The following is a 25,548-nucleotide window of genomic DNA, read 5'->3' as shown; positions in this document are numbered from 1 at the left end:
AAAGGCGTCCAACGGGACGCCTTTTTTTTATACTTTCTATTTTTTAGATCGCTTTTGAATAGTTGCCTAATTTTTCGTTGTTTAAGATTGAACTTATCGTTTTAAAATACTCTTTTTTGGTATACGAATTAACATCTACAGCAATACTGTAATTATCATAAGGTTCGTATTTTTTAAGGTTCGAAACAGAGAACAACCCCAGAGTTGGTGTTTTTACAGCACTTGCCAAATGCATAATCCCGCTATCAGCACCAATAAACAAATCGGCATTGGCAATTACAGCTCCTATCTCGCGAATATCTTTGCTATAAAATGCAGGTGCTTCGAATGCAATTTGCGATACATTTTCTACAGGCAAAATCTCAATGATGTTGTAATTTCTGTATTCTGCTTTAAGTTGCTTATAAAAGTTTTGCCACCACTCTTCTGACAACCGTTTTTCTCCGGTTGCATACGTAAAAATGCAAATCGTTTTTTTGTCATTCTGCACCAGATCTTTTAAAATTTTCTTTCCATCGACAATTTCAGCCGAAGATAATTTCAGCTCTAAAGGTGCTATTTTTTTATTTCTTTTAGGAAATCTTAGTTTGGTTAAATAATATCGAAAGTTATAAACGGGATATTTTGCGATATGTTCGTAGTCCTTTTTCATGAGTTGGGATTCTTCATTCGAATCTCCGAAAAATTTATACTTGGCATTAGAAAACTGAACTGCCAAACGTCCTGAGGAAGAATTTTGATCTACATTGATCGCAATATCATATTTTTGTTGTTTTAATGAAATCCAGACATTCAGGTATTTCAGTAAACTTTTGAAAGGCTTTTTAGGCAAATCAACTATTTTATCAATGTTGTCATAGTTCTCAAAAATTATTGGAGCTAATGTTCCCTTAACAAACAAATCGACTTTACAATTTGGAAATATTTCTGTGACTTCCTGAACGAGAGGTGTTATCAATAATAAGTTTCCTAACCGTCCGTTTGGCCTGCAGATTAAAATTCTTTTTATATCCGTTTTATCCACCAATATAATGTCTTCTTGTAATCTTGCTTTTCCAATATTCTTAGTCAGACCGCGCATTAAGCTACGCCTATAATCGTTTATTTTGTTTAAAGTACCCATCTTGTCAAATAATTTAAGAATTACTAAATCTTGATTTAAATTTTAAAAAAATCCAAAGATTGAACTAGCTTAAAACTAGGTTCTTTTTTTTTCTAAAATTAAATTCTTTCAATAAGCTATTATTACAAAATTGTAACCAAATGTATCAACATTCACATTTTCAGCTTCTTGAAAGAGATTTAAAAGTACTAAAACTATTAGGCGGGTAAAAATATACTATACCGTTCGCCAATAAGACTAGACGGGTAAGGAATATAGCTAGACGTTTATAGTGACAATATATCCTTCTGAACTACGAACATTAAAGACCGTTCCGTTTTCAAAAATTAAATACTGCCCTTTTATACCTGTTAATTTTCCTTGAAAAGAAGGCGTTTTATCCAGATTTAAACTGGCTACTTTTGCGGGATAATTTAATACAGGATAATGCAATTCGTACAGGTCATTTTTTTGAGAATAGAAAAATTCCTTTGCCTCATCAGGAATCAAATTTTCTACTTTTGCTTTCTCTGCAATCAGATCAAAACTTTCACCTGTGTTCTGTAGCATCTTTCTCCAATTTGTTTTATCTGTATAATGATCTTTTAGAGCCACCTCAGTAATTCCCGCCAAATAGCGATTAGGAACCTCAACAATGGCAATTGCCTGTGTAGCGCCCTGATCGATCCATCGTGTAGGAACCTGAGTTTTGCGTGTTACACCCACTTTTACCTCACTTGCCAAAGCCAGATAAACGATATGGGGTTGCAATTGTACTTTTTGCTCGTATTCGAGATCACGATCTGCGATTCCTAAATGAGCCGTACTTAATTCCGGTCTCATAATCCAATCGCCAACTGCCGGACTCGAATAAAAACAGTCGTAACAAAATCCCTGACGGTATATTTTTTTCTTTTTATGACAATTCAAACATTCATAACCTGCAAAATTAATCTCAATCTCTTTGTTCAAAAGTTGATTCATGTTTAAAAAACTATCTTCGAAAACCAGGTAATATTGAATTGGGTTTCCTATTTCAGTTTGCATTTTGGTAAGTACGCCTTGGTATGTCATTTTAATTTTTGATTTAAGATTTTAGATTTAAATTCGCTTAGAAGAATTTGGACCATTATATCTTGTTAATTCTATTTTTGAAGTTGAATCTTTGGCTCAAATACAATTGTTTTTTTGCAAAAAAACACTATTTTTGATACAGTGACAAAGTTAATATTTGTCTATCGATATTCAAATTTTAAATTTCCTTGATTTTGCGTTCATCAAGAAATATAAAATCTAAAATCAACAATCTAAATTCTCTCCATGCCCTTATCAATAATCAACTCGTTTGCCTCTTGGGTCCTTAAACAAAGGATACATCAAATAGAACTTTTTCTAAAATACCCCAACGAAGTTCAGGAAGAACTGTTGCATAATTTGTTGACGGCATCAGAGAATACTGTTATTGGAAAACAATATGATTTTGAATCAATAAAATCGTATACCACTTTTGCAGAAAGAGTTCCCATTGCTACTTATGAGGAATTACAACCTTTAATCGAACGCACCCGTCAAGGCGAACAAGGTGTGTTTTGGGAAACTCCTATAAAATGGTTTGCCAAATCGAGCGGAACTACAAATGCTAAAAGTAAATTTATTCCGGTAAGTACTGAAGCACTCGAAGATTGCCACTATAAAGGAAGTAAAGATTTGCTTTGCCTATATCTAAATAATAACGAAGACTCTGAATTGTTTTTGGGAAAAAGTCTTCGCCTGGGCGGAAGTTCTCAGATTTACGAAAACAACAATACTTTTTTTGGAGATTTATCGGCTATTTTGATCGAAAACATGCCTATTTGGGCTGAGTTTAGTAGTACGCCAAGCAGCAAAACGTCGTTAATGAGCGAATGGGAAAGTAAAATTGCTGCGATTATAAACGAAACGAAAAACGAAAACGTAACCAGCTTTGCAGGCGTTCCGTCCTGGATGTTGGTTTTAATGAATAAAGTTCTTGAAAACACAGGCAAACAAAGTTTATTAGAGCTCTGGCCTAATCTGGAAGTTTATTTTCACGGAGGTGTGAGTTTTTCTCCTTACAAAGAACAATACAAGAAAATATTACCCAGTAAAGATTTTAAATACTACGAGATATATAATGCCTCCGAAGGTTTCTTTGCCATTCAGGATTTAAACAATTCGAGCGATTTGTTGTTGATGCTGGATTACGGGATTTTCTACGAATTTATTTCAATGGATACCTTTGGAACTCCTGATCAAAAAGTAATTCGCCTGGCAGACGTTGAACTAAATAAAAACTACGCAATCGTAATTACGACCAATTCCGGTTTATGGCGCTATTTGATTGGAGATACAGTTCGTTTTACTTCTTTGAATCCGTATAGAATTAGAGTTACAGGCAGAACGAAACACCATATTAATGTTTTTGGCGAAGAATTAATGGTCGAAAATACAGATCAGGCAATTGCCAAAGCCTGCCAGCTTACTCATACGGAGGTTATCGATTATACGGTTGCTCCTATTTTTATGCAGGACAAAGAAAAAGGCGCTCACGAATGGATGATCGAATTTAAGAAAAAACCTGCTGATGTAGGGCTTTTCCAGAAAGTGCTGGACGAAACACTGCAGACTTTAAATTCTGACTACGAAGCCAAACGCCAGAACAATATGACGCTAAATCCTCTGGTGATTAATGTGGCGCGCGAAAACTTGTTTTATGATTGGTTAAAGGAGCGCGATAAATTAGGCGGACAACACAAAATACCAAGACTTTCGAATCAGAGAGATTATTTGGAGCAGTTGAAGGAGATGTAGAATAAAAAGTTCGCCACAAATTGCACAAATTAGCACGAATCAATTATCAGGCATATTATAATTGCTCCTCAATTGTCGTAAACAATTGGCATATGACTGAACCTTACCAGATCATAAGCCTTAGACTTGCTCAAGATAACAGTCGTTTACATCATATCAATATATCGGTCATGATATCCTAGAAGATATAAAACTCCGTCAAGACCTAAGCTTGAAATTGAGGTTGCGGCATTTTCTTTTACTTTAGGTTTGGCATGAAAAGCAATTCCCAGACCTGCTAAGTTTAACATTGGCAAATCGTTTGCTCCGTCGCCTACTGCAATGGTTTGATTGATGTGGATTCCTTCTTTTTCGGCAATGGCTTTCAGGTATTCGGCTTTCTTTTGACCGTCTACAATTTCGCCTAAATATTTACCGGTCAATTTACCGTCTTTGATCTCTAGTTGATTAGCGTGTACATAATCGATTCCTAATTCTTTTTGCAGATATTCTCCAAAATAAGTGAATCCTCCGGACAAAATTGCGGTTTTATATCCGTAATATTTCAAGGCTTTCATCAAACGGTGTGCTCCTTTTGTTATTGGCAAATTGATGGCAACATTTTGCAACACATCTTCGCTCAAACCTTCCAGCAAAGCCATTCGCTGTTTAAAACTTTCGTTGAAGTCTATTTCGCCGTTCATTGCAGATTCTGTAATGGCACGTACTTGCTCTCCCACTCCATTTAGCTCTGCCAACTCGTCGATAACTTCTGTCTGGATCAGAGTAGAATCCATGTCGAAACATACCAAACGACGGTTTCGTCTATAAATATTGTCTTCCTGAAAAGAGATATCTACATTCAGCGTTCTGGAAATTTCCATAAAACTTGCTGTCATGATAATCTTATTTACAATTTCGCCTGTAACGGACAATTGTATGCAAGAACGCGGATATTCTTCTTTTTCGACAATTGATGTTCTGCCTGTTAGTCGAATTATAGAATCAATATTCAGGTTTTGATCTGACATTATTTTGGTTACAGCAGCCAATTGTGAAGCTGCCAGTTTCTCGCCCAAAATATTTATTATGTATCGTTGTTTTGATTGTGATTTTACCCACGTTTCGTAATCTTCGATAGAAACGGGAATAAACTTTACTTTAATTTCAAGTTCATAAGCTTTAAACAAAAGGTCTTTTAAGACAGGTCCTGAACTCGAACCGGCTTCGATTTCGAACAAAATACCCAGAGATAGTGTGTCATGAATATCGGCTTGGCCAATATCCAGAATATTAGCGTCATAAGTAGCCAATACAGCTGTTAAACCTGCTGTTACTCCTATTTTATCATGTCCTGAAACTTTTAATAAAATAATCTCTTTACCTTCTATTGCCATTTTATGTGTTGATTTTAAGAAGCGACAAAAATCGGCAATCTATTGTTGATAAAAAAGGATATTGTTTGTTTTTTTGAAAAGAAAAAGCACATATCAATGTGCTTTTTCAATTAATTTAACAATTATGTTCCGCTATTAAAATAACGTAACTTTTTATTGTAATCAGCGTTTTTTTAGCCTGGTTGATTCTCATCGAAGTTTACCATCCAGCTTACACCGAATTTATCTTTAAACATTCCGAAATAGGCACCCCAAAATGTTTTATTCATTGGCATATAAATCGTTCCGTTTGCCGAAAGTCCGTTAAAGATCCTATCTCCTTCTGCTGCACTTTCAACATTGACAGAGACAGAAAAGTTCCCGCCAAAAACTACATCTCCGGATTGCTGGTTGCTGTCACTTCCCATCAAAATAGTATCTCCAATTGGCAGTGAAACATGCATAACTCTATTTGCATCTTCCTCTGAGACTTCAGGACAGCTGCCATTTTCGTCTGCAGGCATGTCTTTAAATTTTCCGATATACGGAAATTCTCCTCCAAAAACTGATTTGTAAAACAGAAATGCTTCTTCGCAATTTCCGTTAAAAATTAAATAAGGGTTTACTGCTGTTGCCATAATATTTTGTTTTTTGTTTTGTTTGTTATTAAAAGGATTAAGATAATTTACTAAAATCCATAAAGAGAACATTCCAGCGATGACCGTCTAAATCTGCAAAACCGCAACCGTACATCCAGCCTTGACTTTCTGCTGGGGGCGCAAAAACTTTCCCGCCAGCTTCTTCGACTTTCCTGGCTAGTTCATCTACTTCTGTTGCACTCTCTGCATCGATCGAAATCAAAACCTCAGAACTTGACTGTGTATCTGTGAGTTTATTTTGAGAAAAGCTGGCAAATAGCGACTCTTCAAAAAGCATAACTACAAAATTTCCTTCACCCACCACCATACAAGTCGAACTTGGCGTGTCGTGTTCTTCATTAAAAGAGAAGCCTATTTTTGAGAAAAAAGCCTTTGATTTTGCCACCTCTTTTACCGGCAAATTCAGCCAAATTTGTTTTGTCATAATTTTTTACTTTTAAATGTTTTTGACCATATAAGTGATGTAAGATAATTTAAGTTCTGCTGTTTTGCCACGAATGCGCTAAGACGCAAAGGTTTTTTTATTACAGTTAAAAAACTTTGTCCCTTTGCCACTTTGTTCCTTTGAACCTTCAAAAAACTAATTTTGTTCTACATAACTTTTAAAATTATCCATGATTGCCTGCCATCCTCCACGTTGCATTTCTTCGGGATTTTGTGTTTCAGGATCAAATTTTTCGATTACTTCTATTCCGTTTGGGGTTTCGGCAAAGCTAATTTCAACTTTTCTGCCATCTTCCAATACATATTCAATCGCTTTATGTTTTTCGACCAATGTATATTCTCCGCCAAAATCAAAGCTCATGCTTCCGTCTTTTGCAGCCATCGTTGATTTAAATTTCCCACCTTCTCTTAAATCGTTATCCGCATAAGGCGTATGCCATTCCGGCGAAGCAAAACTCCATTTTGTAATATGTTCCGGTAATGTCCAGAAATCCCAAACTTTATCAATTGTAGCGTTAATCGTGTTTTGTACTGTGATCATTATATCTTTTTTTTAATTATTTTTTTTTTACGGATAGCCTTTTTTACCTGTACTAACTCTTAATTGCTTTCGACATATTTCTTAAAATTATCAATAACCGTTTGACACCATAGTTCCTGCATACTTTCAGGTTCTCCTGTTGTGGGTTCAAAAACTTCTGTAATTTTTACTATATTTCCACTTTTTTCAAAACTCACTTTTCCTGTTCTGTTATCAGACAGCTTATAGGCTATCAATGCTAAGCTTTCTACTTTAGTATAAACTCCTTCAAAATCAAAGCTGGAGCTCCCTCCTTTTTGAGCCATTTTGTATTTGAATTTTCCTCCTGTTTTCAAATCATTTTCGACATGCAAAGTATACCAATTGTCTATGGCAGTGTTCCAATTTTTGATATGTTCCGGTAACGTCCAGAAATCCCAAATTTTATCGATCGATGCATTAATCGTGTTTTGTACTGTGATCATTACGTTTTTATTAAAATTGTATTTGAGTTTTTTATAAAATTACAAAATATTTAAAGCAAATTTAAAATATTGCCATTAGTTTTAAGATACCTTAAAGTCAACTTTATGGGCATTTAAGACAAAATACCTGTTTTTTTATGTTATTGTTTTTCTAGAAAAAACAACAGAAATAAGGAGTCAAATTGGCTCGTTTTTGTACGGGTGCTTTTTGTGTAGCGTCAGGATTATTAAACGATAAACTGGCTACGACCCCTGTTTGTGCTTGTAGTGCTTTTACAAAAGGATAACGTTTAGACCAAGGGCTATGGAGACATTTATTTATACAAAAAAAACCTGCTCTTATGAAGGAGCAGGTTTACTTATAAACTTTGTCAAAATTCAGGACTTTGCCAAGGTAATATCAGGATTTAAGAAGCAATTTCCATACGCTTCAATAAATTTTTATTCAAAGTATGTTTTGCATAATCTTTATCGATTGTCAAAACTTTATCATCTGAACTTGGTAGTTCATACATTGCATCTGTTAAGATTGCCTCGCATAAAGAACGCAATCCACGAGCTCCTAATTTATATTCTAAAGCTTTATCAACAATAAAATCCAATGCCTCGTCTGTGATATTAAACTCAACATCATCCATTAAGAATAACTTTTGATATTGTTTGATTAAGGCATTTTTAGGTTGTGTCAAAATTGCACGCAACGTTTCTCTATCAAGAGGATCCATGTGCGTCAATACAGGTAAACGACCAATAATCTCCGGAATTAAACCAAAATCTTTAATGTCTTTTGGAATGATATATTGCAACAAGTTGTCTTTATCGATATTATCTACATTTTTTGAAGTTGAATATCCAACTGCCTGACGGTTTAAACGTTTAGAAATAATACGTTCAACACCATCAAAAGCTCCACCTGCAATAAACAGTATGTTTTGGGTATTTACCTCAACAAATTTTTGATCCGGATGTTTACGTCCTCCTTTTGGTGGCACGTTTACAACTGTTCCTTCCAATAATTTTAATAAAGCCTGTTGCACTCCTTCACCAGAAACATCACGTGTTATAGACGGATTATCGCTCTTACGGGCAATTTTATCAATTTCGTCAATAAACACAATTCCTCTTTCGGCTTTGGTTACATCATAATCTGCTGCCTGTAGCAAGCGTGTCAAAATACTTTCGACATCTTCTCCTACATAACCAGCTTCTGTAAGTACTGTTGCATCAACGATTGCCAAAGGAACGTCTAACATTTTTGCGATAGTTTTTGCTACCAATGTTTTTCCGGTTCCGGTTTGCCCTACCATGATAATGTTACTTTTTTCAATCTCTACTTCGTCGTCCAATTGCTGTTGCATTAAACGTTTGTAGTGATTGTAAACCGCAACTGACATTACTTTTTTGGTCTGATCCTGACCAATAACGTATTGATCCAGGAAAGCTCTGATTTCTTTTGGTTTCTTTAAAATTAAATCCCCAACAAGTTTAGCACTTCCACTAGATTTTAATTCTTCTAATACAATTCCGTGTGCTTGCTCAATACACTTATCACAGATATGTGCATTGATACCTGCGATTAATAAATTGGTTTCTGGCTTTTTTCTTCCACAAAACGAACATTCTAATACTACTTTAGCCATTCTTTTTTAGTTACATAAGTCGCAAAGGTACTAAGTTTATGAGATTTAACAATAAAACCTCATAAACTTAGTAGCCTATTAACTTTTTATTTTTTGTTTCAAGTTTAATTTTGTTTCAAGTTTCAAGTCATCTTAGAACCTTAGTCCCTTTGCAACTTTGAACCTTAAAAAAAAAATTAGCTTCTTCTTAAAACCTCATCAATCATTCCGTACTCTTTCGCTTCATCAGCTTTCATCCAGTAATCACGTTCACTGTCTTTGTGCACTTTGTCAAAAGTTTGTCCTGAATGTTGCGAGATGATGTTGTACAATTCATCTTTCAGTTTCAACATTTCACGCAGGTTGATTTCCATATCTGTAGCAACTCCTTGTGCTCCTCCTGATGGCTGGTGAATCATTACTCTTGAATGTGGCAAAGCCGAACGTTTTCCTGCTGCTCCTGCACATAATAAAACGGCTCCCATTGAAGCTGCCATACCTGTACAAATTGTCGCTACATCAGGTTTGATGTATTGCATAGTGTCATAAATCCCTAATCCTGCGTAAACGCTTCCTCCAGGAGAATTTAGATAAATCTGAATATCTTTTGATGCATCAGCGCTTTCTAAAAATAATAACTGAGCCTGAACAATGTTAGCGATTTGATCGTCGATACCTGTTCCTAAAAAGATGATTCTGTCCATCATTAATCTTGAAAATACGTCTAATTGAGAAATATTCAATTGACGCTCTTCAATAATGTATGGAGTCATATTGGTTGGGTTCATTGCTGCTACGATTTTATCGTAGTACATAGCATTTACTCCTTGGTGCTTTGTAGCAAATTTTTTAAATTCTTTACCGTAGTTCATATTTTAAGTGTTCTAAGTTTTACGTTATATCTGTATTATTCTTTTATCAAAGGTTGTACCTCTTTCTAAAGGATGTCAATTTGTCTTCTTTTTATTTTAAAGGTTTTATGTTTCAAGTTGCTCTGCCCGTTCCTTCTGTTTGCGAATTGAACCTGAACCTTAAACAAAAAAAGAGCGTCAACAGAATTTCTCTTGACGCTCAAATATACTTAATTTTTAGAAATTATTCTCCGTATGAAGCGGCAATAAATTCTTCGTAAGTTACTTCTTTAGTTGTTGGATTTGCTTTTTCTTTAAACACTTCTAACAATTTCTCTGCAACAACCTGCTCAGAAAGTCTTTTCACTTCTTCCTGATTAGATAAAACTCTTGCCACAATTCCCTGAACTTCTTCGTCAGTTGGATTTGTTTGACCAAATTGAGCCATTTGTTGTCTGATTGCGTTTGTTGTAAATGCTTTCAAATCTTCAAATGTAATTTGGATATTGCTTTGAGCCATTGCTTTTCCTTCGATTAATTGAAAACGTAATCCTTTTTCAGATCTTGCGTATTCAACTTCAGCTTCTTCTGCAGAAAGTTTTTTCTCTCCAACAGTTTGCAACCATTTTTTAAGAAATTCAGCCGGTAAATCAAATTTTGTATTTTCGATAAGGAAATCCTGAACGTCTAATAATAATTTTTGATCTGCTTGTTGCGCGAATTGAGCTTCAGCATCTTCTTTTATTTTAGCTTTCAAATCTTCTAATGAAGCTACTTTTCCTTCACCAAAAAGTTTATCAAATAAATCCTGGTTTAATTCTGCCAATTCAGCACCATTGATTGCTTCGATAGTAAAGTTTACTTCGATATCTAAACCGTGAACATCATCATGACCTACTTTTAGGTAATCCATTAATTGGTGATCATCTTCAAATAAACCTTTTGTACTTACAGTAACAACATCTCCAACTTTTTTACCGATAAATTTATCAGCAGCAGTTTTATTGAATGTAGATAATGCAATTGTAGTGGTATTGTTGATTTCTTTTTCTTCGTTTGAGAATGTTCCGGTTAAATCAGAATCAGCAGAAACCACTTCTTGTGGGATTGCTTTTCCAAATTGTTTCTGGATACGCTCTACCTGACCGTCGATTAATTTATCATCAGCAGTAACGATATATTTTACGATATTGTTTTTAGCTTCTAAATCAATTTCAAAGCTAGGGACCAAACCAATTTCGTATTCGAAAGTTAGTTCTTCAGCATCCCAGTCAAAGTTTTCGTTTTCTTTAGCAAGAGGAGTTCCTAAAAGGTTTAATCTTTCAGATTGAACAAAACGCTCTAAAGCCAAATCAACTACTTTTTTTACTTCTTCTTGTTTAATAGATTTTCCGTATTGTTTTTCAACAAGGTCTTTAGGTACTTGTCCTTTTCTAAAACCTTTAACAGTAGCCAAAGGCATTTTTTCGTTTATTCTTTTTGCTACCTGACCTTTATAATCCATGTGAACAACTGTCATTACAATTGTTTCATTCACAGCGTTTATTGCTACTCTCTTAATATCCATGTTCTTCTTTAATTTACATAATAAAATTGGGTTGCAAAATTATAAAATTTTTGCAACCCAACCAAGTTTTTAATCTATTGTATTTAGCATGGTTTTTAACCTGCGTTATATTTTGAATTATTTATCGTCTGCCAAAATCTTGTAAGTAATAGACTGAAGCACAGATAATATAATACTAAACAACAATGCTGTCCAGAATGAATCGATTTTAAAACCGCCAACAATATTGGTACACAATAAAATTATGATCGCATTAATGACCAATAAAAACAAACCTAATGTTATAAATGTTACAGGCAATGTCAGGACTACTAATATTGGTTTTATAAAAACATTTAATAAACCCAGAACAATTGCAACAATTATTGCCGTGCCAAAACTTGCAACATGAACCCCTGTTAAAAAATTAGCAATTAGCAACACCAAAGCTGCGGTTACAAGGAGTCTAAGTAATAGTTTCATATTTTTTTGATTTAAAGTTATAATAAAAGTAATGAATTTTATATTTATCAACTATTTCGTTGCTTTTTTTGCCACAGATTAAAAAGACTACAAGGATTTTTTTATTTCTAATTATTAAATCTGTGAAAATCTTTTTAACTTGTGGTTATAAGAAATTGAACTTAATTATTCTTTTAAGAATTCAGTCGTTAATTCGAAAAACATTTTAGGATTTTCGGCATGAAGCCAATGTCCTGCATCTGGAATGGTCTCGAAGCTAACATCCGGAAAATGCTGGCGTATGGCATCAAAATCAGCATCCTGAATATATCCTGAATTTCCTCCGCGAATAAACAGCGTTGGTTTATCGAAGACTAAATTATCAGCCAGGGCTTTTCCTATTTCGTCTAAATTATTATTAAAAACGGCCAGATTAAATCGAAATGCCAATTGTCCGGGTTCGATCCAATATAAGTTTTTTAATAAAAATTGTCGTGTTCCAAAATCCGGAACATATTGCGCCAAAATTTCTTCGACATCATTTCGGCTTGGTTTTACCGAAAAATCAACTGCATTTAAACCTGCCAAAATATCCTGATGGTGTTGTTTGTAAAATTTAGGTCCAATATCGGCTACAATTAATTTATCGACAATTTCAGGATGTGTGGTTGCAAAAAGCATGGCTACCTTTCCTCCCATCGAATGCCCCAGAATATCAACTTTAGTCAATTGATTTGCCTGGCAATATTCGTAAACATCCTGCGCCATGGCTTCATAAGTAAATTGATCGGAATGAAAACTGCGGCCATGATTTCTTAAATCTAAAATATGAACCTGAAATCCGGCATCTACATATTGAGAAGCAAGGGTTTTCCAGTTATCAGACATTCCTAAAAAACCATGCATGATGATAAAGGGTTTTCCTTCTCCTTCTATTTTTGAGTATAACATTTATATTTTGATTTTAAAAACTGAACACAAAGGTAAAAAACTTATCTGTCAATCTTTATCTAATAAAAATTACGAAACTAATTTTAGTTTTATTTTAATAAAAAAAAGTGTACGGCTTTACGGTTTCCCGTAAAGAATATAGATTAGCATATAGTATCTTGCACCATCAAAAAATCAAATCAAAAAATTGATTTAATTCAATTAATTAAACATTCTATCATGATTAAAAAACTACTTCTATTATCATTAGTTGTTTCTCAACTTGCAGTTTCCTGTTCAAGCGACGACAGTACTGATCCTAAAACAGATCCAGTAACAGAAGAACCGCCAAAACAAGAACCTGTAAAAGAGCAAACTCTTGCGGAGCAAATTGCTGCACTTCTTAAGCAACCTTATTCTGCCTTAACTCCTGCACAACAAAAAGTTAAAGCTGAAGCCGAAGCGAATGACATGTTGGTTCAGTTAGACAAAACTAAAAGTTCTGGTGCTATTGAAGCCATTATAAACTTAGGAAATTTATTAACCGTTAGTCCAGTTGATATTTTTGGCGGGAAAAATGGTAACGAAATAGAAGAATTAATAAATGTATCGGATGTTTATGGTATTTATACCTGGAATAAATCTGAAAAAATCTGGGTTAAAACAGCTTCGACGACTGAATTGAAATTTGTTTTCCCTGCTAAAGCATCAGAAACTTCAAACACTGCAACACTTTCTTCTAAAAGTGTAGCATCTACTGTAAAAGTAAAATTTACAGATACTTACGGAAGTTATACTTATGATCCTGAAACTAAAAATTACATTGAAACAGCTACAAAATACGATCAAATCTTTTTGCCTTCATCTGCAGATGCAGTTTTAACGATTAATGGTAATCAAGCTGCTACTTTTACTCAAACAGCGAGTTATACTGCCGGAAAACAAGCTCCGGATGCATTTGCTTACAAAATGACTTTGAGCGAAGGTTATACCTGGGAAATGAGTGGTAAAAAAGGTGCTGAAAACACTGCAAAAGCTGCTCTTACTTACAACGGAAAAGTTTTACTTGACTTTACTTCGGCAAGTACTGCAAATATCGATGGTTTAATCGATAGCAGCGATGAGCTTAAACAATATAGAGGAAAAGGTAATGGATTGTTTAAATTAATGGACAATTTTGTTATTGTTGCCGATATGGATTTAGCTACTGCTGCAAGTGAAGAAATTGCTACAGAAAAAGCACTAATCTATCCTACATACCCGGATCGCTACAAGGCTAATTCTGACTATCCTGCCTATTTTGCAGCAAGAAATAAATACTACCAACAAAATTCTCAAGCAACTGTAACTAATTTTAACAAGAACATAAAATTGATTTTAGTTTCGAAAAAAGACGGAACCAAAATTGCCGATGTTGTTCAGCACTCAGAAAAAAGCTATACTTCTGAATGGTACCTGCCTGTATGGATAACTCCTAAATCTGACCCTGGTTATTGGGATGTAACAAGCAACAGTCAAATAGTACTTCTACAAAATTATGATGAAGTAGACTACTTAAGATTCAATGATAATACAGAAGTAGCCGTTAGTGCTTATTTCTCGACTGGATTTACTGATTTCCAAGCTAAATTCAAAGAATTCGCAAAAGCTTTTAACAAATAAAAAGCAATTGAAGTTTTACTTAAAGCCGATTTGAATGATTTCAAATCGGCTTTATTTTTTAGGTGGAGTTTTAACAATCAACGTACTTTGCCCATATCCTGCCCAAATACCAATTCCGCCGTTTATATTCGATTTTAAACTTGTATTTGATGGATAAATAGGATTTTTACTGTTTACAATTTCGTTTTGCCAGCTGTTCCAGAAATCCAGAGCATCTTTGTTCTGAGTTCTTAGTTTGACATAGATCAAATCTCCATCGGCAAAATAAGGGGTGAATTTAGTTTTTGGAAAAAGTAGAATACCTCTGTTTACTTGCACTGAAATTGATGCTGTACTAAAGTTTTTATCATCCAGATTACCATAAAATGCAGGAACAAAAACAGGTTCTTTGGTATCGATTTTGGTAGCGATCTGATAATAGTTTTTTTCGTTTACGGGATCATCAAAATTTACAAAAACATAACCAGTTGTATCTGTAGGAACCTTTTTTATATATTGAGCACTATTTAGTTTTACAGCTTTAGGGATTGTTGTTACCGCCCGGACAACACGATCTAAATATTCGATTTTTAAAGAATATTCTTTTCCTGATTCTCCCATCAAAGTTGATCCAAAATAAACAAATGGCGGCACTCTGTTTTTATCATTTTTTACCCTCAGGACCTCCGATGTCTGACCATCAGAGACTGTGATTTTTGCAGATCGTATCACGTGATTTAACACATTGGTAGAATCAATAGCATCTGTAACCGGAATACTGCTTGACAATAGAACCTGAGCATAATCGCCCTCTTCGATCCAGCCTTCGACTACAATTTTAGATTCGAGACTTTGCTCTTTAAAATCGTCTTTGGAACAACTTATTATTATTAGAACAAAGAGAAACAGTATGTATTTTTTCATCTTTTTAAAATTTAAACCTCCAGCTTATAGAAGGCAATATGCGGTACAAAGTCTTTTTTTCCTGTCTTACAACTACACTGTTTTTATCCTTATTGACTTTAACATCCAAGATAACATAAATTGGATTATCGATATTGAAGGTATTGTAAATCGAAAAGTTTAAGGCGCTTTCTTTTTTATTTGTTTTCAGGAAAAAGTAATTCACAGAAAGATCTGTTCGGATATAATTGGGCATTTGCGCATTATTATATTCTGAATATTCTTTGACAGGATTGTTATTAATAAAATACCAGGAAGTAGGCATTGTAAAACGATTTCCGGAACTAAATATCTGCGTGACTCCCAAGTTCCATTTTTGATTAAGATCATACATCCCGACTACCGAAAGATTATGTCGTCTGTCGTATTTTGCAAAATAAGTATTACCGCTATTAAGTTCATCAAAATTTCGATCAGACCAACTTAACGTATAACTCAACCAGCCTGTAAATTTTCCGTTGTTTTTGCGCAGCATCATTTCAAACCCGTATGCTTTTCCTTTTCCAACAAGCAAATCATTTTTTAGGGTTGTAACCTCATTAAACTGTGTTATTCCGTATGGATATTCAAGTAAATCCTTCATCGAGCGATAAAATCCGCCTAAAGAAGATGAAAAGTTTTTTGAAATAGTCTGATTTGAACCAATCGAAAACTCATCTGATGATTGTGGTTTTATTCCATCTGAACTTGCGATCCAGAAATCGGTTGGGATTCCTACGCTCGAAGTTGTTATTAAACTCAAGTACTGATATTGTCTGTTGTATGATCCGTAAAAAGAATATTTTTCGCTTGCGCTATAATTTATTAAAATCCTTGGCTGAAAATGCAAATAAGAGGTATTAGCTCCTGAGGTATAATAATTAATTCGAAGCCCTAATTCGGCATTTAAACGCTCTGTTATTTTAGGTCTGATTGTAGTAAAAACAGCGGCTTCATCTGCATTTATGATATTGTTTTGTGCGGTATTATTAAGATCTGTCAGATTTTCGACATTTACTTTTTGAGGTTGCAAATTATGGTGAACATATTGTAAACCGGATTCAACCGGAATATTTTTTAGCCAATATCGAAACGCGTTATTAAACCCAAAATCTTTTACATACGACGAAACTCCAAACTCAATTGTCGCTTGCTCCATATTCAATTCATTTTTGTACGTACTAAAATAAACGGCATTTGACATTGTCGTTTTAGGCGAAAATGTAGTTATGAGCGTAGGAGAAACGGTAAAATTACTCCACTTTAAACTGGTTTTCAAAGCAAGATTATCATCTTTTATGTTTAGTTTATCGCCACTAATAAAGGCATCGACTGATAGTAAATTATTTTTAGAAATTTGAGAAATAAAAGTCATATTCCCATCTGCAAAACCATATTTCATGTCCTGAACATCGCTACTTTCTGAATCGGAAGAGAGTAATGGCGCAACAATTTCGTCGATATAAGTTCTTCTTCCGGAGATATAAAATCCTGATTTTCCAGCCAGAGGCACAGCCAAAGTAAGTTGTGATGCCAGTAGTCCAACGTTTCCCTGAATGCCAAACTCTGCAGGTATTTTTTTATTAGGAATTAAAAGTGTTGTTGAGCTCAAACGTCCGCCATATTTTGCATTCGAACTTGATTTATCAAACTCTACTTCTTTAATATGATCTGTGTTGTAGAAAGGAAAAACACCTAATAAATGCGACATACCATATATAGGAGTTCCGTCGTATAAAATTGCATTATGTCCGGGATCTCCACCTCTAACGTATAAATATCCGTTTGCATCTCCGGAGTTTTGCACTCCCGGCGTTAGTTGCAAAAGCTTTATAATATCTGTGGTTCCTAATACTGTTGGTACAGCAGACAATTCTTTTAGATTAAAAGATAACTTGCCTCCTGACAAAGTGGTAATGCCGTTTTTTTTATCATTGGATATTATGACTTCTTTTAAAAGCGAAATATCTTTTTCTAATTCGATTGTAAGTACCGTATCTTTCAAGAAATTAAAAGGGATAGATTTCTTTAAATATCCCAATTGGTTAACCGTTATTTTGACTTGCCCTAACGGAATGTTTTCCCGAAAATTACCCAGAGTATCTGATATGGTATAGTAATATTGATTATTTGTATCTATAGAAATACTTGCGCCAACGAGGTTTTCGTTTTCAGACGATTTTATGTTTCCTGTTATAGTTGCTTTACTTTGCGCAAATACATTTGAAAAACAGCATAAAAAAAAGAGGAGTATTGTTTTTGGCACTTTATTTTAATAAGAAAAGTGCGAAAGTAAACAATTATAAATCAATTTTCTAAAGGTTATTTTGCTTTATTTTATAATTGCCTCTCTTTTCTAATTATCAAGTTCGAATCTTTGAATATCCGCTTCAATTAAAGCCTTTAAATCTTCTTCTTTAGGCATATACAACAAATACTGACTTGCAAAAATACTTTTTTTATCTGCCAAAACAGAATATTTTACAATTGTCTCATCTTTTTCAGAACAAAGTAATATCCCAATAGTTGGTTGATCTGATTCACTTTTCTTCAAATCATCATACATACGAACATACATATCAATTTGACCAATATCCTGATGCGACAAAGACCCTGTTTTAAGATCAATAATTACAAAACATTTTAATATATAATTGTAAAACACTAAATCAATATAAAAATCTGAGGTATCAGTTACAATATGTTGCTGTCTTGCCACAAAAGCGAAACCCTTACCAAATTCTAATAAAAATTGCTGTAAATGATTTATTATAGCTGTTTCTATCTTCCGTTCAGAATTTTTTACATCAGCTGTTAATCCTAAAAATTCAAAAATATAAGGATCTTTTATTAAATTCTCAATAGTTTCAGGATTTGATTCAACAGCTTTATGCTCCAATACACGTTCAAATGCCAATGAATTTATTTGTCTCTGTAACGTTCTGCTATTCCAGTTATTATGAATGCTTTCTTGTAAATAATATAGACTTTTCGCTTTAGAATCTAATCGGGATAATAATCTATAATGTGTCCAACTCAATTCGTGACGCAATGCGTCACGAATTGGAAATGTTTTATAAAAAGAACGCATATTCCTGAGATTACTATCATCAAATCCTTTTCCAAATTCAAGCGTGAGTTCTTTTGCAAGATTCTTCAATACAGCTTTTCCATAATCAGCACGTTCCTTACCCTGTTGCTCATTTTCGATTATTAATTTCCCTATTTGCCAGTAGGTTTCTAATAATGTAGAATTTGCGATTCTGAAAACGCGCTGCCGAGATTGAAGAATGATTTCCTTAACCTCAGAAAACAAAGAAGACTGATCTATAAGCATTATCAAGTATTTAGATTATGGAAATTACGACATCTTACTTCAATTTATTCAAATACATATTGACTACATTATCCAAACCAAGATAAAGTGCTTCTGAAATCAAAGCGTGCCCAATAGAAACCTCTAATAAACCGGGAATATTTTGTTTAAAAAACTGAATGTTGTCTAAACTTAAGTCGTGACCTGCATTTATGCCCAATCCTAATTCGTTTGCCAATTCTGCCGCTTTAATATAAGGATCGATTCCGTTTTTATTTCCTAAATCATATTGATGTGCAAAAGCTTCGGTATACAATTCGATTCGATCTGTGCCTGTTTTTTTGGCTCCTTCGATAATTTCCAGAACAGGATCTACAAAAATCGACGTTCTGATTCCGTTTCGCTGAAACTCCTGAATTACTTCTGTAAGATAATCTTGATTTTTTAGAGTATCCCAACCTGCCGAAGAGGTAATAGCACCAATGGCATCCGGAACCAATGTTACTTGTGTTGGCTTACATTCTAAAACCAGATCGATAAAATTATGCTGAGGATTTCCTTCAATATTATATTCGGTATAAACGATTTCTTTGAGATCACGGGCATCCTGATAACGAATATGGCGTTCGTCCGGACGTGGGTGAATGGTGATTCCTTGTCCGCCGAATTTCTGAATATCGGTCGCCACTTTTAATAAATCCGGAACATTTCCTCCACGTGCATTTCGAAGGGTTGCAATTTTATTGATATTTACACTTAACTTTGTCATATAAATAGATAATTAATTCTAGTAACACTATATTTGTTACGACAAAAATACAAAGTAAAACGTAGCAGTTTTTGCTATTTTTTGATTATTTTGCATGAAATATCCTTTAGAGATTTATGACAGAAATTATAAACTATATCACCAATGATTTCAGAGCGATAGACAGTCAGGAAACGATAGCATCGGTTCAGGACTTCTTTGCTGATTTGAATTTTTCGCATTTTCCGGTTCTGGAAAACGGAATTTTCATTGGAAGTATCGCCTCTGATGATGTTGAAACTTTTGATACGGACAAAAAGGTCATTGATTACAAATACACATTAGAACGTTTTTTTGCCCGAAAATCAATGATTTGGCTTGACGTTTTAGAAGTTTTTGCTAAAAACCATACCAATATAATTCCGGTTCTTGACGAGAATAATACCTACACGGGATATTATGAAATGGAAGATATCATGAAATTTTTTCAGGAAACTCCATTTTTAAAGGAACAGGGCGGGATTATTATTGTTCAAAAAGGCCTTTTAGATTATTCTATGGGTCAGGTAACTCAGATTGTAGAAAGCAATAATGGCAAAATTCTGGGCTGTTTTGTATCCGAAGCTGATTTAGAAAATGTTCAGATTACCGTAAAGATTGGTGTTGGCCCCATGAATGAAATTATTCAGACCTATAGAAGATATGGCTATGAAATCATTTCTGAACATCAGGAAGATGCTTACATCAACAGCTTGAAAGAGCGCTCAGATTACTTAGACAAATACCTTAATATATAGTACGATTAGAAAATGTGCCAATTAGAAGATCAGATAATTTATTGGTTCCTCTAATTTAAACAGTGTCGAATTTTCGAATTGCCACATTATCTAATTGCCTCATTATCTAATTTTAAAAAATGAAAATAGCTATTTACGGACAATATTATCAAAACAGTACCGAGCCTATCATAAAAGACATTTTTTCCTTTTTCAAAACCAATAATGTCGAAATGGTAATTGAAGAGAATTTTCTGGAAATGCTACACGAAAAGCAACTCGTAAAAAAAGAATACGAAACTTTTTCAGTAAGTACCTCTTTGGATAATAGCTACGAAATGCTAATTAGTATTGGTGGTGACGGGACAATTTTGAGAGCGGCAACTTTAGTTCGCAATTCCGGAATACCTATATTAGGAATCAATGCAGGAAGATTGGGCTTTCTGGCTACTGTGCCAAAAGAAAGTATTGACAACTTTTTGCAGTTTGTTATTGACAAAAATTACACGATTTCTGAGAGAACATTGCTAAGTATAACTTGCGCCCCCAAGAATGACGCTATAGAGAATGACCTGAATTTTGCAATGAACGAAGTTACGGTAAGCCGAAAAGATACGACATCGATGATTACAGTTGATACGTATTTAAACAATGAATATTTGAATTCGTATTGGGCAGATGGTTTGATTATTTCTACCCCAACAGGCTCTACAGGATATTCGTTGAGTTGCGGAGGTCCTATATTAACCCCAAATGTCGAAAGTTTAGTAATTACACCAATAGCTCCTCATAATCTAAACGCCAGACCACTAGTTATTCCGGATAACACAGAGATAAAACTTCGTGTTTCAGGACGAGAAGACCAATATTTAATTTCGTTAGATTCCAGAATTGCTTCTGTACGAAACGAGTCTGTTTTAACGATTAGCAAAACTGACTTTAAAATAAAGATGATCGAAATTCCTGGCGAAACTTTCCTGAAAACCTTAAGAAATAAATTGCTTTGGGGAGAAGATAAAAGAAATTAAGTCTTTTTCTGATTCACCACTATACGATAATAGCACTTTTTGCCGTTCTGCATGTATTGAATCATCATTAAATGTCTCAAAATCATATTGTAAATTGAAAAAAAAGCACATTTAACTAAAGGAACGTTGATTCGTATTGATAATTATTATATTTGCACGCAATTTTGAATTAAATGAAGAAAATTTTTAATTTATTGTTATGTTTTATCCCCTTTATTACACTAAACGCTCAAATCAATGAGATTGGTGTTTTTCTTGGCGGAAGTAACTATGTAGGCGACGTAGGAAGTACAACTTATATTGCTCCTGAAAAACTGGCTTTTGGTATCTTGTACAAATGGAATAAAAGCCCGCGTCATTCGTATCGCTTCTCCTACACACAATCTACTATTGCAGGAAATGACTTCGATTCGAAAGAAACAGGAAGAAACAGAAGAGGCTATAGTTTTGAAAACACTGTAAAAGAGCTTTCTGCCGGTTTAGAGTTTAATTTTTTCGACTTTAATCTTCATGATTATCATCCAAAAATTACTCCTTATATATACTCCGGATTAAGTTACTTCATGTACGATGAGTTATACATATTAGGAGGACAAACCAAAAAAGACAAAAGTTCAGGTTCTGTTGCCATACCTATAACATTAGGAATCAAATCGAATATAGCACCTCATTGGGTTTTGGGTGCCGAAGTTGGAGCCCGCTACACCTTTACAGACAATATCGACGGAAGTAACCCAAGCAATGCTAATTATAAACCATTGCATTTTGGAAATTTAAATAATAATGACTGGTATGTCTTTTCAGGTATCACTTTAACGTATACCTTTGGACAAAAACCTTGCTATTGCGCAGAATAATAAAATGAATTTACTAGACTCTATAGATCAAACAAACTTACCCAAACATTTGGCCATTATTATGGACGGAAATGGTCGTTGGGCAAAACAACAAGGTTTTTTAAGGGCATTTGGTCACGAAAACGGAACAAAATCTGTAAAAAAAACAATTAAGACTTGTGCTAAACTTGGCATCGAGTATTTGACTTTGTACGCTTTTTCGACAGAAAACTGGAATCGTCCTAAATTAGAAGTTGATACTTTAATGAAAATACTAATCAATTCATTAAAAAAAGAACTTATTACATTAGAAGAAAACAATATCAAGCTTAACGCAATTGGAAATATTGATAAATTACCAAAATCAGCTCAAAAAGAGCTTTTGGATGTAATCGACAAAACAAAAAATAATACCCGACTTACCTTAACCCTTGCTTTAAGTTACGGATCACGAGAAGAATTGGTAAATGCTGTGAGAATCATCAGTGATAAAGTTAAAAATAATATAATTTCAATAGACGCTATTGACGATTCAATTATAAATGAGCATCTTTACACGCAAAATTTACCTGACGTAGATTTATTAATACGAACAAGTGGAGAACATAGAATAAGTAATTTTTTGCTGTGGCAGATAGCCTACGCAGAACTATATTTTACTAATGTCTTGTGGCCAGACTTTAAAGATCAAGATTTATATGAGGCTATTATTAGTTATCAAAAAAGAGAACGTAGATTTGGAAAAACCAGTGAACAAATTAAATAATATTTTAGTGTTACAAAAAAGAATACAAATAGTCTTTACCCTAATTCTTTTGGGTAGTTTTTCTCAAATAAAAGCACAAGAAAGAGTTCCTTTTGATCAGGGAAAAAAATACATTCTTGCTAAAGTTTCTGTTGTTGGTAAAATAAGCTTCAATGAGCAAACTGTTGTTACCTTTTCAGGTCTTCAAAAAGGACAGGAAATAGCTGTACCAGGTGAAGAAATTAGTGGTGCTATTAAAAAACTGGGCAAACTTGGTCTTTTTGATGAAATTGCTTTTTATGTAAATAAAGTAGAAAATGACAGTATCTATCTTGACTTAAATATTGTTGAACTTCCTAAACTTAATGAAGTAAAATTTGTTGGTATCAAGAAAAGTAAAGTCGAAGGATTAATCAAGGACAACAATTTGACCAAAAACAAAATTGTCAACGAAAACTTAATCACGACGACCAAAAACTACATCGAAAACAAATACAAAAAAGAAGGATACTATAACACCAAAGTTACCATTACAAATACTCCTGATACCATAAACGGACATCAGGTAAACATGCTTGTTCGGGTAGACAAAGGTGATAAAGTAAAGATTAGCAGTATCGATTTTATTGGTAACACAAAACTTAGCGGAAACCAATTGAGATCTGCCATGAAAGATACCAAGCAAAAAAATATTTTTCGTGTTTTAAAATCTTCAAAATTTATTCCTGAAAAATACAAAACCGACTTAGAAAAAGTTGTCGCTGCCTACAAAGAAAAAGGATATCGTGATGCTCGTATTATTTATGATTCTGTTACTTATAACAAGAACAAAAATATGCTTGCTATCAAAATTAAAATGGAAGAAGGAAACAAATATTACTTTGGTAATATTAAATTCTTAGGAAACACCGTTTATTCTGATCAATTATTAAACCGTTATTTAGGAATCAAAAAAGGAGAAACCTATAATGGTGTTTTACTTGAAAAACGTATTGCAGACAAAACAAAACCTGATGCAGAAGATATTACAAACTTATACCAAAACAATGGTTATTTGTTTTCTAACATCAATGCTGTAGAGGTAAAAACGGTAAACGATACTATCGATTTTGAAATTAGAGTTACAGAAGGTCCTATTGCCTATTTTAATAAAATATCTGTTGTAGGAAATGATAAAACCAATGACCACGTAATTTACCGTGAGCTTAGAACTAAGCCAGGAGAAAAATACAGTAAAGAACAATTGGTAAGAACTATTCGTGAAATTGGACAATTAGGATTCTTTGATCCTGAAGCTATTGATCCAAAATTCAAAAATGTTGATGCCGGAGCAGGAACTGTAGATATCGAATACCACGTTGTAGAAAAAGGATCCAGCCAGGTCGAGCTTCAAGGAGGTTACGGTGGCGGAGGTTTCATTGGAACATTAGGATTATCGTTCAACAACTTCTCTGCAAGAAACTTATTCAACAAAGAATCTTATAAGCCATTGCCTATGGGAGATGGTCAAAAAGTAGCACTTCGTTTACAAGGAAGTACCTATTTTCAAACGTATAGTTTATCATTCTCAGAACCATGGTTTGGTGGTAAAAAGCCTGTACAATTTAGTTCTTCTATCTCTTACAGTAAACAATTCTTAAACAATTATGCGACAAGAACAGTCGATAAAAGTAAAAGTTTTAACATCCTGACTTTACAAGTTGGTTTAGCAAAACGTCTTACTGTGCCGGATGATTATTTTGTATTGTCACAATCTGTAAGTTACCAACATTATGATTTGAATAATTATAATACAGGATTATTTACTTTTGGTAACGGAGCATCAAGAAACTTAGCGTATACAATTGGACTTTCAAGAAGTAATAAAGGGGTTAACCCGATTTTCCCAACTTACGGTTCAGACTTTAGTATTTCGGCAAAAATTACGCCTCCATACTCGCTATTCAACGGGGTTAATTACGGAGATTTGCAAAATCAAAAAGAATACAAAACACAATATACAGGAACAGCAACTTCTGGTATAGATGGTCAGCCACTTAATCCTGGTGATTATGTAAAAACTGAAACTGTAAATGGACAATCAGGTTATGCAAGTGTAGGATCTGATTATGCAAATGCTGATACGGATCAGGGAAAAGTCGATCAAAAGAAATATAACTGGTTAGAATACTATAAAATTAAATTTAAAGCAGACTGGTATACTAAAATCTATGGTAAATTAGTTTTAAGAACTTTGACAGAGTTTGGTTTCTTAGGTGCTTATGATCAATCAAGAGGTGTTGTACCATTTGAGCGTTTTTACTTAGGAGGAGACGGAATGGCGAATTACTCTATGGATGGTAGAGAAACAATACAGTTAAGAGGTTATGAAAATAACTCATTGACTCCTGTAAATGCAAAAGGAGAGCAAATTGGAGCAACTATTTATAATAAGTTCTCTATGGAGTTACGTTATCCAATTACATTAAAATCATCTGCGTCCATCTATGCGTTGGCTTTCTTAGAGGCTGGATCATCATACCCAACTTTTAAAGAATACAACCCATTTGATCTAAATCGTTCTGCCGGTGTTGGTTTACGTGTATTCATGCCAGCATTTGGATTATTAGGTATTGACTGGGGTTACGGATTCGATCCTCAGCCGGGAGAAACTAAAGCACACGGTAAAGAAATTCACTTTATTATTGGACAACAATTTTAGTAGAATTTTTAGT

General features: G+C 34.0%; 23 protein-coding genes. 7 read left to right on the top strand and 16 right to left on the bottom strand.

The annotated features are described in order from the left end of the window. Positions 1-43: 43 nt before the first annotated feature. Together B0A64_RS08525 and B0A64_RS08520 are read right to left on the bottom strand one after the other, a co-directional pair. Positions 44-1,123: a glycosyltransferase family 9 protein gene (locus tag B0A64_RS08525; protein WP_089479089.1), complete on the bottom strand. Its 1,080-nt coding sequence runs from the start codon at positions 1,121-1,123 to the stop codon at positions 44-46. 258 nt (positions 1,124-1,381) lie between these two features. Next, positions 1,382-2,176 (bottom strand): DUF2797 domain-containing protein, encoded by a 795-nt coding sequence (locus B0A64_RS08520; RefSeq protein WP_089479088.1) that lies wholly within the window; start codon positions 2,174-2,176, stop codon positions 1,382-1,384. Between the two features lie 246 nt (positions 2,177-2,422). Between B0A64_RS08520 and B0A64_RS08515 the strand changes: the two genes are divergently transcribed. Next, positions 2,423-3,931 (top strand): GH3 auxin-responsive promoter family protein, encoded by a 1,509-nt coding sequence (locus tag B0A64_RS08515; RefSeq protein WP_089479087.1) that lies wholly within the window; start codon positions 2,423-2,425, stop codon positions 3,929-3,931. 146 nt (positions 3,932-4,077) lie between these two features. Here the strand turns inward: B0A64_RS08515 and serB are convergent, their stop codons facing one another. The 10 genes from serB to B0A64_RS08465 form a co-directional block, all read right to left on the bottom strand. Further along, entirely contained in the window at positions 4,078-5,307 is a 1,230-nt protein-coding gene (serB, locus tag B0A64_RS08510; RefSeq protein ID WP_089479086.1) for a phosphoserine phosphatase SerB, read from the bottom strand. A gap of 173 nt (positions 5,308-5,480) precedes the next feature. After that, entirely contained in the window at positions 5,481-5,924 is a 444-nt protein-coding gene (locus tag B0A64_RS08505) for a VOC family protein (protein ID WP_089479100.1), read from the bottom strand. Between the two features lie 37 nt (positions 5,925-5,961). Continuing rightward, positions 5,962-6,369 carry a VOC family protein gene (locus tag B0A64_RS08500; protein ID WP_089479085.1) on the bottom strand — a complete coding sequence of 136 codons (408 nt, stop codon included), beginning with the start codon at positions 6,367-6,369 and terminating at the stop codon, positions 5,962-5,964. 156 nt (positions 6,370-6,525) lie between these two features. Further along, complete coding sequence (locus B0A64_RS08495) at positions 6,526-6,930, bottom strand: SRPBCC family protein (RefSeq protein ID WP_089479084.1); 405 nt, start codon at positions 6,928-6,930, stop codon at positions 6,526-6,528. A gap of 59 nt (positions 6,931-6,989) precedes the next feature. Beyond that, positions 6,990-7,394, bottom strand: coding sequence for an SRPBCC domain-containing protein (locus tag B0A64_RS08490; RefSeq protein ID WP_089479083.1), 405 nt, complete (start codon positions 7,392-7,394; stop codon positions 6,990-6,992). Positions 7,395-7,801: 407 nt separating this feature from the next. Further along, a complete protein-coding gene (gene clpX, locus B0A64_RS08485; RefSeq protein WP_089479082.1) occupies positions 7,802-9,034 on the bottom strand; it encodes an ATP-dependent Clp protease ATP-binding subunit ClpX in 1,233 nt (410 codons plus the stop codon). A gap of 176 nt (positions 9,035-9,210) precedes the next feature. Next, the gene (gene clpP, locus B0A64_RS08480; RefSeq protein ID WP_072961284.1) at positions 9,211-9,885 is read right to left on the bottom strand and encodes an ATP-dependent Clp endopeptidase proteolytic subunit ClpP; all 675 of its coding nucleotides are present in this window, start codon (positions 9,883-9,885) and stop codon (positions 9,211-9,213) included. A 223-nt stretch (positions 9,886-10,108) separates the two neighbouring features. Beyond that, positions 10,109-11,431, bottom strand: coding sequence for a trigger factor (locus B0A64_RS08475; RefSeq protein ID WP_089479081.1), 1,323 nt, complete (start codon positions 11,429-11,431; stop codon positions 10,109-10,111). A 117-nt stretch (positions 11,432-11,548) separates the two neighbouring features. Next, positions 11,549-11,893 (bottom strand): phage holin family protein, encoded by a 345-nt coding sequence (locus B0A64_RS08470; RefSeq protein ID WP_089479099.1) that lies wholly within the window; start codon positions 11,891-11,893, stop codon positions 11,549-11,551. 165 nt (positions 11,894-12,058) lie between these two features. Further along, positions 12,059-12,823 (bottom strand): alpha/beta fold hydrolase, encoded by a 765-nt coding sequence (locus B0A64_RS08465; protein WP_089479080.1) that lies wholly within the window; start codon positions 12,821-12,823, stop codon positions 12,059-12,061. Positions 12,824-13,042: 219 nt separating this feature from the next. On the opposite strand from B0A64_RS08465, the gene B0A64_RS08460 reads away from it, so the two are divergent. Further along, complete coding sequence (locus B0A64_RS08460; RefSeq protein ID WP_089479079.1) at positions 13,043-14,464, top strand: hypothetical protein; 1,422 nt, start codon at positions 13,043-13,045, stop codon at positions 14,462-14,464. A 51-nt stretch (positions 14,465-14,515) separates the two neighbouring features. Here the strand turns inward: B0A64_RS08460 and B0A64_RS08455 are convergent, their stop codons facing one another. The 4 genes from B0A64_RS08455 to B0A64_RS08440 form a co-directional block, all read right to left on the bottom strand. Further along, complete coding sequence (locus B0A64_RS08455) at positions 14,516-15,367, bottom strand: DUF4249 domain-containing protein (protein WP_089479078.1); 852 nt, start codon at positions 15,365-15,367, stop codon at positions 14,516-14,518. A gap of 4 nt (positions 15,368-15,371) precedes the next feature. After that, positions 15,372-17,651, bottom strand: a complete 2,280-nt coding sequence (locus B0A64_RS08450; RefSeq protein ID WP_089479077.1) for a TonB-dependent receptor — start codon at positions 17,649-17,651, stop codon at positions 15,372-15,374. A gap of 90 nt (positions 17,652-17,741) precedes the next feature. Next, positions 17,742-18,722, bottom strand: a complete 981-nt coding sequence (locus B0A64_RS08445) for a PDDEXK nuclease domain-containing protein (protein ID WP_089479076.1) — start codon at positions 18,720-18,722, stop codon at positions 17,742-17,744. A 34-nt stretch (positions 18,723-18,756) separates the two neighbouring features. After that, positions 18,757-19,470 (bottom strand): pyridoxine 5'-phosphate synthase, encoded by a 714-nt coding sequence (locus B0A64_RS08440; protein WP_089479075.1) that lies wholly within the window; start codon positions 19,468-19,470, stop codon positions 18,757-18,759. Positions 19,471-19,586: 116 nt separating this feature from the next. Between B0A64_RS08440 and B0A64_RS08435 the strand changes: the two genes are divergently transcribed. The 5 genes from B0A64_RS08435 to B0A64_RS08415 all read left to right on the top strand — a co-directional run bounded on the left by B0A64_RS08435 (position 19,587) and on the right by B0A64_RS08415 (position 25,535). Beyond that, positions 19,587-20,246 (top strand): CBS domain-containing protein, encoded by a 660-nt coding sequence (locus B0A64_RS08435; protein ID WP_089479074.1) that lies wholly within the window; start codon positions 19,587-19,589, stop codon positions 20,244-20,246. A 119-nt stretch (positions 20,247-20,365) separates the two neighbouring features. Further along, complete coding sequence (locus B0A64_RS08430; protein ID WP_089479073.1) at positions 20,366-21,253, top strand: NAD kinase; 888 nt, start codon at positions 20,366-20,368, stop codon at positions 21,251-21,253. Between the two features lie 173 nt (positions 21,254-21,426). Then, on the top strand, positions 21,427-22,110 hold the full coding sequence (gene porG, locus B0A64_RS08425) for a type IX secretion system protein PorG (RefSeq protein WP_089479072.1): 684 nt from the start codon (positions 21,427-21,429) through the stop codon (positions 22,108-22,110). Positions 22,111-22,114: 4 nt separating this feature from the next. Continuing rightward, on the top strand, positions 22,115-22,855 hold the full coding sequence (locus B0A64_RS08420; protein ID WP_089479098.1) for an isoprenyl transferase: 741 nt from the start codon (positions 22,115-22,117) through the stop codon (positions 22,853-22,855). After that, positions 22,788-25,535: a BamA/OMP85 family outer membrane protein gene (locus B0A64_RS08415; RefSeq protein WP_089479071.1), complete on the top strand. Its 2,748-nt coding sequence runs from the start codon at positions 22,788-22,790 to the stop codon at positions 25,533-25,535. The genes B0A64_RS08420 and B0A64_RS08415 overlap by 68 nt, the downstream gene beginning before the upstream one ends. Positions 25,536-25,548: the final 13 nt, after the last annotated feature.

The sequence above is a fragment of the Flavobacterium araucananum genome (assembly GCF_002222055.1).
GTDB classification, from domain to species: Bacteria; Bacteroidota; Bacteroidia; order Flavobacteriales; family Flavobacteriaceae; genus Flavobacterium; species Flavobacterium araucananum.
Note: the sequence above shows the minus strand (reverse complement) of the source record. Positions and strands in the feature narration are given on the sequence as shown.